This window comes from Candidatus Nitrosopumilus sp. bin_32a, from assembly GCF_054095935.1.
On the sequence record NZ_JBSWSN010000009.1, the window covers coordinates 1 to 14289 of the forward strand.

The 14289-nt window shown below is 34.7% G+C and carries 16 protein-coding genes; 4 read left to right on the forward strand and 12 right to left on the reverse strand.

What is annotated here, in order from left to right:
- The 6 genes from ACW9XH_RS09005 to ACW9XH_RS09030 form a co-directional block, all read right to left on the reverse strand.
- On the reverse strand, nt 1-231 hold a 231-nt coding region (locus ACW9XH_RS09005; protein ID WP_457760328.1), incomplete at its 3' end, for a sodium-dependent bicarbonate transport family permease.
- Nucleotides 232-369: 138 nt separating this feature from the next.
- Nucleotides 370-2010, reverse strand: a complete 1641-nt coding sequence (locus ACW9XH_RS09010; RefSeq protein WP_457760329.1) for a hypothetical protein — start codon at nt 2008-2010, stop codon at nt 370-372.
- A 101-nt stretch (nt 2011-2111) separates the two neighbouring features.
- Entirely contained in the window at nt 2112-3656 is a 1545-nt protein-coding gene (locus tag ACW9XH_RS09015) for a 6-bladed beta-propeller (RefSeq protein ID WP_457760330.1), read from the reverse strand.
- A gap of 89 nt (nt 3657-3745) precedes the next feature.
- Nucleotides 3746-4531, reverse strand: a complete 786-nt coding sequence (locus ACW9XH_RS09020) for an ABC transporter permease (RefSeq protein ID WP_457760331.1) — start codon at nt 4529-4531, stop codon at nt 3746-3748.
- Complete coding sequence (locus tag ACW9XH_RS09025) at nt 4528-5526, reverse strand: ATP-binding cassette domain-containing protein (RefSeq protein ID WP_457760421.1); 999 nt, start codon at nt 5524-5526, stop codon at nt 4528-4530. Before ACW9XH_RS09025 ends, ACW9XH_RS09020 begins: the two co-directional genes overlap by 4 nt.
- 230 nt (nt 5527-5756) lie before the next feature.
- Nucleotides 5757-6209, reverse strand: a complete 453-nt coding sequence (locus tag ACW9XH_RS09030; RefSeq protein WP_457760332.1) for a PRC-barrel domain-containing protein — start codon at nt 6207-6209, stop codon at nt 5757-5759.
- 88 nt (nt 6210-6297) lie between these two features.
- On the opposite strand from ACW9XH_RS09030, the gene ACW9XH_RS09035 reads away from it, so the two are divergent.
- Nucleotides 6298-6615 carry a nitroreductase/quinone reductase family protein gene (locus tag ACW9XH_RS09035; protein WP_457760333.1) on the forward strand — a complete coding sequence of 106 codons (318 nt, stop codon included), beginning with the start codon at nt 6298-6300 and terminating at the stop codon, nt 6613-6615.
- Here the strand turns inward: ACW9XH_RS09035 and ACW9XH_RS09040 are convergent.
- Entirely contained in the window at nt 6602-7348 is a 747-nt protein-coding gene (locus tag ACW9XH_RS09040) for an ArsR/SmtB family transcription factor (protein WP_457760334.1), read from the reverse strand. The genes ACW9XH_RS09035 and ACW9XH_RS09040 overlap by 14 nt on opposite strands.
- Before the next feature lie 127 nt (nt 7349-7475).
- Here ACW9XH_RS09040 and ACW9XH_RS09045 point away from each other — a divergent pair, with 127 nt between their 5' ends.
- The gene (locus ACW9XH_RS09045; RefSeq protein ID WP_457760335.1) at nt 7476-9692 is read left to right on the forward strand and encodes a beta-propeller domain-containing protein; all 2217 of its coding nucleotides are present in this window, start codon (nt 7476-7478) and stop codon (nt 9690-9692) included.
- Between the two features lies 1 nt (nt 9693).
- On the opposite strand, the gene ACW9XH_RS09050 is transcribed toward ACW9XH_RS09045, so the two are convergent.
- Nucleotides 9694-10338: a hypothetical protein gene (locus tag ACW9XH_RS09050; RefSeq protein ID WP_457760336.1), complete on the reverse strand. Its 645-nt coding sequence runs from the start codon at nt 10336-10338 to the stop codon at nt 9694-9696.
- Nucleotides 10339-10419: 81 nt separating this feature from the next.
- Here ACW9XH_RS09050 and ACW9XH_RS09055 point away from each other — a divergent pair, with 81 nt between their 5' ends.
- Nucleotides 10420-10899, forward strand: a complete 480-nt coding sequence (locus ACW9XH_RS09055; RefSeq protein WP_457760422.1) for a hypothetical protein — start codon at nt 10420-10422, stop codon at nt 10897-10899.
- 9 nt (nt 10900-10908) lie between these two features.
- Here the strand turns inward: ACW9XH_RS09055 and ACW9XH_RS09060 are convergent, their stop codons facing one another.
- Both ACW9XH_RS09060 and ACW9XH_RS09065 read right to left on the reverse strand, forming a co-directional pair.
- Nucleotides 10909-11268 (reverse strand): tetratricopeptide repeat protein, encoded by a 360-nt coding sequence (locus ACW9XH_RS09060; protein ID WP_457760337.1) that lies wholly within the window; start codon nt 11266-11268, stop codon nt 10909-10911.
- Nucleotides 11269-11317: 49 nt separating this feature from the next.
- The gene (locus ACW9XH_RS09065; protein WP_457760338.1) at nt 11318-12808 is read right to left on the reverse strand and encodes a peptidase; all 1491 of its coding nucleotides are present in this window, start codon (nt 12806-12808) and stop codon (nt 11318-11320) included.
- A gap of 149 nt (nt 12809-12957) precedes the next feature.
- Here ACW9XH_RS09065 and ACW9XH_RS09070 point away from each other — a divergent pair, with 149 nt between their 5' ends.
- Entirely contained in the window at nt 12958-13101 is a 144-nt protein-coding gene (locus ACW9XH_RS09070; RefSeq protein WP_457760425.1) for a hypothetical protein, read from the forward strand.
- A 37-nt stretch (nt 13102-13138) separates the two neighbouring features.
- Here the strand turns inward: ACW9XH_RS09070 and ACW9XH_RS09075 are convergent, their stop codons facing one another.
- Complete coding sequence (locus ACW9XH_RS09075; protein ID WP_457760339.1) at nt 13139-13282, reverse strand: hypothetical protein; 144 nt, start codon at nt 13280-13282, stop codon at nt 13139-13141.
- A 53-nt stretch (nt 13283-13335) separates the two neighbouring features.
- A complete protein-coding gene (locus tag ACW9XH_RS09080) occupies nt 13336-14220 on the reverse strand; it encodes a hypothetical protein (protein WP_457760340.1) in 885 nt (294 codons plus the stop codon).
- Between the last annotated feature and the right edge of the window lie 69 nt (nt 14221-14289).

Genomic DNA, 14289 nt, shown 5'->3' on the forward strand with positions numbered 1-14289 from the left:
GACTGTCTCGTGGGCTCGGAGATGTGTATAAGAGACAGTTTCAAATCCAGTGTGTCTCATCTCAATTCCTCCATGAAGACCAATTGCTGCTAAAAGATAGATCGGCAAGAATTCCGAAATTGCTTCAGGAATTTTTAGATCGGATTTTATTCTAGCTGCAATAATCCCAAATAGGAAAAATAGAATTATCGGAGTAAGTAAATTCGATTGAACAAGTTGCAATATATCCATTTGAACATTTCAAAAAAAATTTGCTGAAATAAAAATCAAAGTATCGTTCCACATAGAAAAAAGGCACAAGCAGGTTCAAAATTGATCGCATTATAAAATAAATTATTAAATTAAAAAATAAAAAGAAAAAAAGAGAAATTATTCTCTAACTGTGAACCCTGGACCCCATTGGTCAGTGTTTCTAAGTTCTGTTGAACTTTCGGTATTTGCTTTCTCTACGTTAAACATTGTATCATATGCAGGATTGTTTGGATGGTATCCTTGACATTCAAACTCAAAGATATTTTCTACTGCAAACTTGTTTTTGACATAGCTCTCTTCACTGTTTGGATTTGTAGAAACAGAATAGTCAATTGCTCTACAATGCTCAAAGTTAAAGCCACGAAGTACCCCTTCATCAGAAACTAGATCAACATCAATGTCAACTAGTTCTTTATTATTACTTCCAGCAACACCTTGGATTTTACGATTATTATCCAAATTCTTGTAAAGCATAGGATAATCACCGACTATTCCACGTAATTCTATTGTTGGATAGGTTGTCTTTCGGGTAAATGCTTCCGCTGCAACATTTTTGTCACCGTTATCGGCCTTTACTTTTTCAGTTGATGAAAGCACTTCACTCTGTTTGAACATTGAAAACTCTATTGTTTCAGTACCATCTTCAAAAGTAAATGTAGTAAATACACTTAGTCCTTTCTCAGTGTTCTGAATTGGCTCCACATAATCATTAGTCAAGTGTGCAGTTGTCCAAGTAGGGGCATCTCCTCTAAGTTTATCATAATGCATGTTCACTCCATTAATTCCTGAACAGGTGAATGTCAATTGGTGAACAATTGCAAATCCGCTCTTTCCAGTAAATCCTTCTTCTTTATCTGTTTGAGTTGTGATTTCTGCATCAGATATTCTGCAACTGGTAAAATCAAGTCCCCTAAACACTGATTCGTCATCAGAGAATTCCACTAGAGCATCAAAATCAATGTTAGATGCAGTAGACAATCCAGATACTTGTCGAGATTTATCAATTGCAGTATAGAGCAATGGATAATAATCTAAAATTCCCTCTACCTGGAATTCTGCAACTACGTTATCAGATGATTCCTCATAGCCTGAAACTAGATTAAATACAGGGAATTCGATTTTTTCCATTCCATTTTCAAACATGAAAGTTACTGAAGTGGTCATGTTATTAGCAAATTTGAATCCAGATTTACCATAGTCAGTAAATGAGTTGTTAGCAGCTATTTGCCGGACATCATTATTAGAATTCAATCCACTGCATACAAAGTCAATCTTATCTACAATAGCGAATCCAACTTTTGCAAAATAGCTTTCATAATCATTTGAATCCAGAGTCTCAACCTGATAATTATCGATTCTGCAATTTCTATAATCTATAGATAGAATAGATTTGCCTTCTTTCATAAAATCGGCATCAATGTCAAAATATTTGTACTGATGATCAAATGCAGCATTAGAAAATCTGTAGATGTATGATTCATCCATTGCTTTGTGCAATAATGGTGAATGGGTAACAGTTCCTTCTACGGAAAATGATACTCCAGAGTTATCTGCAAAATTTTCACCCATTTTGAATACAGGAAATTCATGTGTTTCAGTTCCTTCTCTAAACTGGAATGTAAGTACAGGAGTGATATCGCCAATCATTTCGTATTTTACATTTTCTTCAGCATATGCATTTGAAAATCCAAATGATACCACTGTGAATAATGCAGCAATACTAAAGATTGCAATGTTTTTTGTGTTCTTGTAAGTCATTAAAATTCAAAGAGAACTTTTACACTATAAGATATCGCATGGTTTTCTATTTATGAAATAGAACTCTAGATAGTGCCAGTATTCTATATAGGAGAAACCCGTTATTCACAGTTTAGTGACAGATCTTTTTCTGAATCAGGATAACATCGATCAGAGTCTGCACCACCATCAATCACATCAGAACCAGAATTGGCATAAATCAAATCACTCCCTGACTGTCCTTTTAGGACATCATTGCCAGAATTGCCTCTTATTGTGTCATTACCGTCATTACCAGATACAATATCATCACCAGAACCGCCAAAAATACAATCATCCCCTAGACCTCCAGAAATAAGATCATTTCCATCCAATCCAAATATCAGATCATCCCCATTAGTTCCTAAAATCACATCATCACCTGAAGTTCCTTCTATGAGATCATAGTCAGAATAATTATGCCCACATGTATTTACTGTGACAATTTGATATGCAGTAGAACTATGACCTGCATTATCAAATGCTATCCAAATAATACTAGTGATACCAGGTGAAAACATCTCAGGGGCATTATTAATAATAATTTTAATTCCACTATCATCTGTAGCTGTTGCATCTCCAAGAAATACACTAGTCAACAGGTCGTCAGCCTCAACTGTTATTGATTCTGGGGCAATGATTACAGGTTTGGTTTGATCTCTAGATGGAGGCCGTACCTCAGCAGGAGTAACAAAGTAAGATTCTGCAGGTTGTTCAAAAAACTTTGTTTCAAAGGATTGAATTGAATGTGTCGGAGAATCTACAACTAGTAATTCACCATTGATTCCAATTGCCATGCCAGTAATTTGTTTAAAAGAATTAAGATATGGACCGTTTTGATCAGAGAGGGAGAGACGCAAATCAGAATTTTGAGATAAATGTAAAATTTTACCAGTATTGGAATTTACAACAAATATGTCACCATGTGGATCAATTTCTAATGCTTCAGGAGAAAATACATAATTTGAAGAGTGGAATGGAAATGATTTTAAAAATTCACCATCGGCAGAAAATTTCTCAATCTTTCCATTTCCTTTATCAGAGACAAAAATATTTCCATATTCGTCTATGTTAATTCCAGAAAGATTAAGGAATTGTCCAGGACCTAAACCACTAGAGCCAAATGATGAAACAAACTCCCCATCAGTAGAAAATATTTGAATTCTTTGATTTCCAGTATCCAGTACATATAGAAGTCCATTGTTTAGAGATATTCCATTAGGATATAGAAATTGCCCTTCAGCAGTTCCCTTTTTCCCCCATGTTGAAATAAATTCTCCATCCAAAGAAAATTTTTGAATTCTATTTAGATCACGATCTACTACAAAGACAGAGTCATTACTTACCGCAATACCGGAAGGATTGTAAAAATCCCCTAATTGTTTCCCACTGTTACCCCAGTGGGTTAAATATTCCCCATTACTAGAAAACTTTTGAATACGTTTGTTACCAAAATCACTCACATAGATACTACCATCTTCTCCAACTGCAATGAATTGTGGATATGCAAAATTATTAGGTTCTGTAGGACCATATTTTCCCCATTTATGTAATAAATCATAATCTCCAGATGCAAAAGATGTTTGTGTAAATGAACTAGTCAGTAACACTGCAAAAAGAATCGCCAAGGTAAGAAATAGTTTCAACAATCGATTATAACAAAATATGAGAAACATAACTAGAGTTAGCTAATGTTGCAATTATTGTCAATTTTATCTTAAAATGGTTTGTTTACTTCACGTGTAAACACATAGCTTGCAAGTGCCACCATTGCAAGAACAAATGCCACTAAAACTCCCAGGCTCAATAGTATTGGAATTCCACCCTCAGAAACTCCCGTCATCAACTCCCTTACCAGCAAAACGGTGTAGGTTACAGGATTTAGTTTGGCAATTACTGCAAGCCAATCAGGGAGTAATTCCAACGGGAATAATGCAGGACTGAGCATGAATAAGGGCATGCCAAGAAAATTGATCATGCCCCAAAAGGTTTCTTGAGATTTTGCCGTAGCTGCAATCATCACAGATATTCCTGAAAAGCCTAAAGAAAATAAAATGACTATTGCCATTATAGGTGCAATCATTATCGGATTAGGGAAATTGACACCAATAGCTAAAGCAATTCCCAAAATCAAACTAGCTTGTAATGCAGCAATCAAAGAAATTGCACTCATTTTTCCCAGTGCAATTGCAGAACGAGATATCGGAGAAGATAGGGCCTTATTCATAAAACCGTATCGTCTATCCCACAAAGTATTGACACCGCCAAAAATACTTGTAAAAATTGCAGTGAGAATAATGACCCCTGGTGCCATGAATTCGATATACTCACCTTCAAACCCTACTGATTGAATTAATGGCTGTGTTCCAGAAAACGTATTTCCAATAACAATAATCCAAATTGCAGGTTGGATTAAACGAATCAAAACTCCACTTCTTGATTTTTTGTATCGTTTTAGTTCTCGCCAAAAAATTGTATACGTATCATAAAGTAAAGTGCTCATGCTCGTAGCCTCTTCATTTTTGCATGCTCACGTTTTCTATTGAATCCAGCATCATCGCCTTTAATTTCATGTCCAGTATATGAAATGAAGACATCATCAAGTGTTGGTTGTGTTAAAGATATTGATTTTATTTTAATTTCAAGTTTTGAGGAAATTTGGAAAATTTTAGGAATCACTTCAGTTCCATTTGATGCAAATAGAGTAAGCTTAGAACCATCTTCGTTAATTTTTTTTATAAATTCAATTTTTCTAATCTCAGAAATAAATGACTGGTGATTTCCACCTTCACCAATTACTATAGAGATGACTTCATTTCCCATCGCATTTTTCATGTTTTCAGGGGAATCAATTACTTGTATTTTACCACCATCAATTATTCCCACTCTATCACACAATTGGTCTGCCTCCTCCATGTAATGTGTAGAAACAAAGATAGTCATATCAAATTCAGTGTGAATTTTCTTGATGTACTCCCAAATTTTTCTACGAGTTTGAATGTCCAATCCAACTGTAGGCTCATCTAGAAACAATACTTTAGGTCTATGCAACAGCCCACCAGCAATATCCAATCTTTTTCTCATCCCACCAGAGTAAGTAACAACAGCTTGATCCTGTTTGTCAACAAGTTCAATTAATTCTAAAACATCGTCAATTCGTTTGTTGATTTCATTTTTTGGAATATGGTTTAATTTTGCTTGCAATAGAAGATTTTCTCGCCCTGTAAGATATTCATCAACAGTTGATTCTTGTTGAACATACCCAATATTTTCTCTAACTTGTTTAGGATTTGTAGATACATCAAATCCAGAAATCAATGCCTCTCCAGATGTCGGTTTGAGCAAAGTAGTCAGAATCATCATAGTTGTACTTTTACCAGCACCGTTAGGTCCCAAGAATCCAAAGATTTCACCCTTTTCAACAGTAAATGAAATATCATGTACAGCGATTGTGTCGCCAAATGATTTGGTAAGCGATTTTGTCTCTATTGAATACAACACATTGATCGCAGTCATCAATTATAAATTGCTAAGGGTCGATTCAGTCGATCCTAATAAAAAATTTAAAGACCGAATAATCAATTAAAGACATGAAAGGATTATGTCAAAAATGCCACTCATCAAATGTTGAGGTAGCAGTTAAAGAAGGAATTCCAGTGTGTAATGTCTGTTCTAAAAAATCAGATTAAACAAAAAATGTTATTTTGAAAAAAGAAAATTAAAAGAAATTATTCAAGTTTTTTGAATTCTTCTTTAGTCATTCTTAAAATGACTTTTTCCCCCACACCCCAAATTTCAGATTTGGATAGGATTTTAGAATGCATTAAACCATCAGTGACCTCAATTGATTCCAATTCATTTGTTTCTGAATTTTTATGCAATCGCTTTACTTTGCCAATTTTGTGTCTATCAATATCAGTTACTGGAATTCCGGTTCTCACAGGAGGTCTGCTAAGAAGCAAAGTTTCCTCAGAAAACCTGTCTATATAATCATCAGATAGGAAATAATCTCTACGAAATCCTTGATGTATCGTGACACCGTTTACAACTAGTGTGTCTTGGTTGATGTGAATGTGTTTGACTTTGCCATATTCGATTCCTTCTCTATCAATGACTTTTTTTCCAGTAAAGGTATCTGCAGTAGCCAGATTTGCAGGCATTCCTTCAAGTTTTACGGACATGCCATCAAATCAACAGATTTGCTTATCATACCGAATATCAGAAAATTCTATCAATGAGGTTAAATTACTTGACAGAAACAAATCACGCATGGAAATAGAGGATGAATTGTTCAGGCCAATCCTAATTACAAAGGGAAGGAAAACAGGCAATGAGCATAGAGTTATGCTCAGAGCAGTTAACCATAATGGGAAAATTTACTTTTCAAGGCATAGGCCAGACGGAGATTGGTTTCAAAATTCCTTGGCAAATCCAATTGTCAAAATACAATACAATGATAATGTATTCATTGGAAATGCAAAATTAGTTACAGATGAAACACTAAATGAAAAAATTTCTCTTCTAAAATATCCCGGAGAAGAAAGAGCTAAAGAAAAAAGAGTTACAATAGAAGTCACATTGAACTAGATTTTCTGAATTTCCACAAATAGTACACTGTCAGACCACCCAGAATAATGGTAATTGCAACAAAAGGTAAAAAGAAATCAGAATTAACATTCATGTCAGAATTTACTGCAGTATTTACAACGTCCATGCTACGTTCCGCAATATCTTGTGATTCAGATTCTGCAATCATTGGTGCAGATGCAGAAATGGACTCCACAGACTCATCACTTGGAAGAGCAGATAGATTTTTGGCAGATTCTCCAATAGGAGAAATATCACCGTCCAGGGTAAAATCACCTACACGAATAGTTTTGTTTTGAAATTGAGATAATGAAACTAAACCAGAAAAACCAGTTGCAATTCCAAGTCCTGCAACTTTGTAGATATGCTTAAACGAACGAACTAGTAATTTACTTTCTTTTGTTTTTTTAGAAAGATTAGGTGGAACAATTACAATGCTAAATTTTGATGCAGTGTAAATTTTCATATCTTGAGATTTTGAGTTTTTTTCAATTTTAGATATTTTAACAATTCCCAAGTCCTGAAGTTTGATTAAATGGTACTTTACTAGCTGTAGAGAAATGTCTGTTTTTTGAGCAATTTGTGTTGCAGTCAATTCTTCATTAAACAGTAATTGTAAAATTTTACGACTAGAGTCATTTGTAAATAACTCCCCAAATGACTTTATTTTTTCATCATCAGTTGCAAGAATCTTGATTTTTTCAGTAAATCCATCATTATTCTCATCATCCATTAGAAAGGATAGTAGAAATCCAGTTTATGTAAGTTGTTTGGTGAAATTGGAATTTCACTAATCCTTTTATCTCAAACTATCAAGCAATAGTAATCGCTAAATTCAATGATTAAAGAAAAGAAAGAAAATGAACCCAAAAATAATAATTCCAATCACAGTAATCATTTCAGTAATAGTTACAGCAGGAATCATGTATTCAGTAGATTTTGAGCAGAAACCGCAAATCGTACAAATTCCAGAGCCAGAAATTATCTATGTCGATAAATCAGTGTCAGAATATTTCAAAGGAACAAATGAAATAAAAAAGATATCATCACAGCAAGAACTACAAAATATTCTGGAAACATCTTCATCATTTGATCAAGGCTTTGATCCAAGAGTACTCAGAAGTTTTGCAGATGAAGGATTTGATATGGCGATTGCAGAAACCACAGGAGCCCCATCCCCTTCAGTAGAACCAATGCCTGCCGATGGCACATCAAACAAAGTATCAGGAGGAGCAGAGTATTCAACAACTAATGTTCAGGTACAAAATGTAGACGAGCCAGATTATCTCAAAAACGATTCAAAGTATGTATACATTGTATCACAAAACACACTTTCAATAATTGATGCATATCCTGCAGAATCTGCAGAATTAATTCTCAAAATTGCCCTGGACATTGAATCACAATATATTGAGAACATGTTCCTAAATGAAGACAGACTAGTGATATTTTACAACGGACAAAGTGACGAGGAGATCATACCACAATTTGACTTTGTTCCAAGACGTTCTTACAGTTCTGTCACTCATGCACTAATTGTAGATGTGTCAGACAAAGAGAATCCAACCATTCTCAAAGACTATTCAATCGATGGTCACTTTAGAGATGCAAGAATGATTGGGGATTACGCATACTTTGTAACAAACAGCAACGTAGACTATCAGTACCCAAGATTGCCAATAATCATGGAAGACTCGGTCAGAATCATGACTCCAGAAGCGTTTTACTTTGATAACGTAGAGCAATTTTCAAACTTTAACACGTTAACTGCAATAAACATTTTTGATGATACAATTAATTCAGAGACATTCCTCATGGGATATACTGGATCATTTTATGTTTCAAAAGACAACTTTTACCTGACTTATCAGCAAAACATGCCATATGGATTTTATGAGAATTCATCAAGAGACAGATTCTTTGATGTAGTTGTACCGCTATTGCCAAAAGACATTCAAGATGAAATCAAATCAATTCAAGATGCATCATGGGAGAATTCATCTGCACAATGGAATGCAATCTCAGAATTAATGCAAAAATCATACAACGAAATGAACAAAAAAGACAAGGAAGTGTTATTTGAAAAAATCAAAAGTGCCTTAAACGAATACGATAGAAAAATCCAGGAAGATGCAAGAAAAACAATAATTCACAAAATATCAATCGATGAAGAAAAAATAGAATATGTTGCAAAGGGCACAGTCCCAGGCAGATTACTTAACCAGTTCTCAATGGATGAAAGCGGAGACAGATTCAGAGTTGCAACCACTAGTGAAATTTACACCCAATACGAAGGAACAGTCAGATCAAATGCAGTTTATGTGTTAAATGAAAACTTGGAGATTGTGGGTCAATTAGAAGAGATTGCACCAGATGAAAGCATCTTTTCTGCAAGATTCATGGGGGATAGACTGTACCTGGTAACATTTCAACAAATTGATCCATTCTTTGTAATTGATTTGTCATCAGACACACCAAAGATCCTAGGAGAATTGAAGATGCCAGGATTTTCCAACTATTTGCACCCATATGATGAGGAGCATGTGATTGGGGTAGGCAGAGACACCAAAGAAATAGACAATGGAAGGGTTCAGCAATTAGGAATCAAAATAGCATTGTTCAATGTGGCAGATGTGAATAATCCAAAGGTCTTAGATGACATAGTTATTGGAGACAGTTCGACTCAATCTGAAGCATTGTACAACCACAAGGCATTTTTCTTTGATAAATCAAGAGGAGTGCTATCTATTCCAATTAGCGGAGATATCAAAAGTCTGGAAGAGAGTTCAAGTAAGATGTTTGCACCAGAATACAATCGCTGGAGTGGATTCTATGTACTTGATTTGGACAAATCAGAGGGAATCAAACTCAAAGGAACAGTCACTCACTCAGATGACAGTTCGCGATACTATGGAATGAATTATGCTAGAACATTTTACATTGATGATGTGTTGTATACTGCATCTAATGACTATCTAAAGATGAATTCATTTGAGGAATTAAAAGAAATAAACTCAATCAAATTTGAAAATACTGGGAAATTCATAGAATATCTAGATGAACAAATAATGCGTTAGATCATATCAGATGAACTATTGTCGTGTGTCCTCTTCTATCAATTTCAATATCATTTTCAACTTCACTTACTGTCACAGTAAATGAAATCACATCACGGGGTTTTGCATTTTCTGCATAAAGTTTCAGGTTTAAATCAAGCATTTCAAATTCAGAAGCAGGTAAATTTGATTCATCCAAATACGCATTACATGTGGATTCAATTCTAAATCGATCATCTTTAAAGTGAAATCCAAGCTTTGTCTTTCTTCCATCTCTCCCAGTTGCCTTTACATTTACATCAATAACTCCAGGTTTTGTTTCAGTATAGCTTGATTTGTGATTTACAAAAACTCCAATGTCAAAAGGTTTACCAGCAGTGGATTCTGCCATCTTTTGTATTCCATCATTCATTACAACATCAACTGCCTTGATGGATTGTGCAACCTTTGCAATCCATTCATTTGTTCTAGTAATAGTAGCACAGATTCCAGCACGTCTTCGTTTATCTTCATCTTCAGGTAATTTGTAATAGTCAACCCAGGCCTCGTAATCATGAGAGATATCCTCGATAAAATCAATACATGTTCGCTTGTAGTCATCCACATTATCAGTTCTCAGCGAAGCATCATCAGTTCTCATTCCATCATAATCCATAGGCATTGCCATATTCTGAACTATTGGATGTTCTAAAAAAACCAATCCTGACTGGAATTAATGATTATAATAGGAATTTTTCAGATGGCAAATATGATATTTTCAGAAGTGGTCACAGATTTACAATCTGAACTAAAAAAGGATCTAGCACAAATTAGATTTCTGTTAAAAAAAAATCCAGCAATGGCATATACACGAATTGTAGAAATCGGGAAAGAGGTTGGGAAAAAATACAACATCAAGTTAATTGTGAACTTTCCAAAACAAGGCAGAATCGAAGAATTTGAAAACTATGGTAAAAGAGATTTGAGTTTGATCATAGATTACGATAGGAAAAGATTTCCAATTGATAGAGAGATCATCAAACAGAAAGCAATTGAAATGCTAGGAGATGTCAAAACAGAAGATGCATACATGTATGAAAATAAAGAAGGTGTAAGAGTATTTACAGATAATTGGAAAATAGACATCTTGCCTCACTCAGTTCACATTTGGACTGACTTTGATGATAAAGTTACAGCATTTTGTGATTGGTTAATGGAAAATGCTTATGAGATGAAAAAGAAAGAATGATTTTCTAAATCAAATACTCTCAAGTTTTTCAATTAATTCTTGAGCTTCAGTATTTGTTGGTTGAAGTTTTACAATATATTTACAACAAGCAAGGGCTTCATCTTTTTGTTCCAATGCTAAATGCACATTGGTTTTAAGAGTCAAAGTCTCAACATCACCATCGTCTAATTCAAATGCTTTTTCAAAATACGGTAATGCCCTTTGTGCATCATCTACAATAAGAAAAGCACTTCCCATGATAAACATAAAATCATGATCATCAGAATATTGTGCTTCTAAATTTTTTCCAAATGCAATAGCCTCGTCATATTCACCGTTTTTAAGCAATTTCTTGATATGGCGTTTAGGATGATTGAAAAGACCCACCATGATGATTCATAATTTTTAATAGATAATCACAATTTGAATGTAGACAAATTTAAGAAGATACGCGCATGATTCCTTTTTCAATAAGGAACTGAATTCCGCCTACAAATGAATCGTCATCTATTGCACCTTCAGCCCACCATCCAGCATTATTCTTAATCCATGAGGGAATTTCGTTACTTCCGCCAGAGGAACCCTGAGAGGTTGGAGGAATTTTCATAATGCCTTCTTTTATCAAAAATTGGATTCCTTGAACGAAAGAACTGTCATCTATTGCACCTTCAGCCCACCATCCAGCATTATTCTTAATCCATGAGGGAATTTTTTGAGGTGCGGGATCCGGAATTATTACAGGGGTGGAACCATCACTGGCAAAGATAGGCACAGAGATTTTTATATAATCAGATGCGACATTGGGTACAATACCTTCAGGAGACAAACCATAAATCCATACAACATAATTTGCAGTGCCAGGATCTTCTTTAACAATAAAATCAAGTATGGCCAGTCCAGATGGAGAATAAAGGAAATCTCTACCCTCCTCTTGAGCAATAGATCTTAATGGAGTCAAGTTATCATCCACGACAAGAAAATCATATTGAACTTGATTTAAAAATTCAGTGTCATCATATTTGCTGATAAATTTTATGAGCCATTGTGTCTCACATCCTTTAACTAAATCTTCAGGACCATAGAAAATATTAAGTTGATAATCAAAGTTGTGTGTAGGCTTTTTTATGCTAACTGATTTGTCAAAGTTGGTCTCACATCCAGCACCTGCAAATACACTTTCAGTTGATGTGTATTGAGTAATAGGAGATGTTTGAACATTTTCTTTATGGTCTAATAAAACAAATTCATATTCTATAGGAGCTATTCCTTCTGACACGTGAGTATAGGTTTTAGCTTTTACTGGAAATGGAAAATCATCTACAACCCAGACCTTGCTTGTAACACCGCCAGTTTTCCATCCCACTTGAACTGTTTCCCAAGTTCCTGCAGGAACTGTAATGGTTTCAATTTTCATTGGAAGTACTTGCTCGCCTCCAATGTTTCCAATCTTACCCCAGGAAGTAGCACTGAATTCTTTTGGTCCTTTTCCGTAAGCATCATCATTAGCTGTTGCAAATGCAGATAGCCAAACTACTGAAGATTTGAATGCTCCACGATAAAGCCCTAATTCAGGACTTCCGCCAGTTGGTTCGGGGGCAACTTTTCCAAGTTCCATTTCACCTACAATTATTTTATTTCCATCAAATACAGCAACTTCAGCTAACCATACAGATTCACTGCCAGTTTGTTTGTCACCTTTAATCCACATATCCATTTCAAATGTAGTGCATTCTTTGTAATCCACATAACACATAGAATAAGAAAAGAAATCGCCTTGTTTGAGACCTTCGCCAGGATACCATGTACTACCTTTAGGAATGGTATCAGAGCTGACTCCCCCAGATTGAAATTGTGCAAAAGCTGAAGGGCTTGCCAGCGATACAAAAAGTAATGCAGTAATTGCTGAAATTAGTAATAATGTTGCTTTCAAATCTGAAAAAAATTGTCAAAACGGATAGTTAAACGTTTTTCACATATGTAAATAATGCCAAAAATAGGCAGTGAAATATTATTCAAATAAGCAAATATAGAGGAATAAGTACAGAAATTCCAGAAATGTGTGAATGTTCCAAAGTCCACTTGTTTGAAGTGGAATTCAAATTAGATGGAATGACCGTAGTTCCCACTCATAAGAACTGCGGATTTTCACTGGATGAAAAACAAGCTGACAAGTTCCAGAAAGAATTAGTAAAATCATGGGGCTTTGATGATGAAGACGATTAATAAAAAATAAAAAATAAGTATTGGAACTTTAATCCAATCAATAATCTTTAGTTGCTGCTTTACAAACGTCTGTATTACATTTGCAATCAGAACTGCATATACAATGACCTTGCATTGCACAATCACATGAGTAATCTGGATCGCCGCTGTCAGCTTCGCATCCACATGCTTGATCTACCATGATAAATCAGTAATTTTACTTATTTTAAAAGGTTAGTACACATATAGAGAATATTACGCACTTGAAAGAATTCCAAGCATATCGTTACATGATTTTTGCACAATCTCGGATTGCTTTTGGAGAAGATTTGAATCGGCCTCGACATCAAAGGCAACCTTTAGAATATGAAAAAGGTCCTGCCCCCTAGACAAAGTGTCCTTTATTTTCATAAAGTTTTCGGCATTCACATATCCCAAATAGAAATAGCAATCAGAAAGCATCGAATTTTTTACAAAAAAATCATGTTTTTCTTGAATGATTTGAGAATGATTATTTTTTTCTATTAAATCTGAAAATCCAATTGTTGATTTTAACATTCTTTCAAGCAATATCGGAGTAGCCCGCTCAATTCCAACAGTTTGAGTTACAATAGAGATATGTTCATTGAGATTACTTTTCTTTAATTTTCGAAGTGAATCAAGCATGTGAGATGGACTAGGGCGCAGATGATTAATTGACGAAATGGCTTTAGCTAAATAATATGTGGCGCATTTTTGCCAACAAGGAGCAAATGCATCAGATACTTGAATTGCTTCCAGCGTTTTTTGACAACAAAACTGAGATTCAATTAAACAATTTTTTGCAAAATCAGAAAACAGCGAGGTATGCTTTTCTCCAATCTTAGAAAGCATCATTCGTAGATCCCAAGACTCATCTTGAAGAATTTCCAATTGGTGGTACTGGAGAAGTTTCTCAGAATTTTTTTCAGATAAAGATGCATGGTGAATAATTACAAATTTGCCTTCAAATTGAATTGTTTTTTCAGACTCGGATTTATCATCAAAAACAAAAAGATCGTAATCACACGAATCAAAAGCCAGATCAGAAATCCTACATCCACCTAGTCCAATTGGGGAACCAGATAATCCATTTTCTTCAATGAATTTTTGCATATTCATATAATTTTCTAACTTTGATTTTTCTATAAAGGAATTAACTCACAAAGTTTTACAAGTTCACTCAAAGTC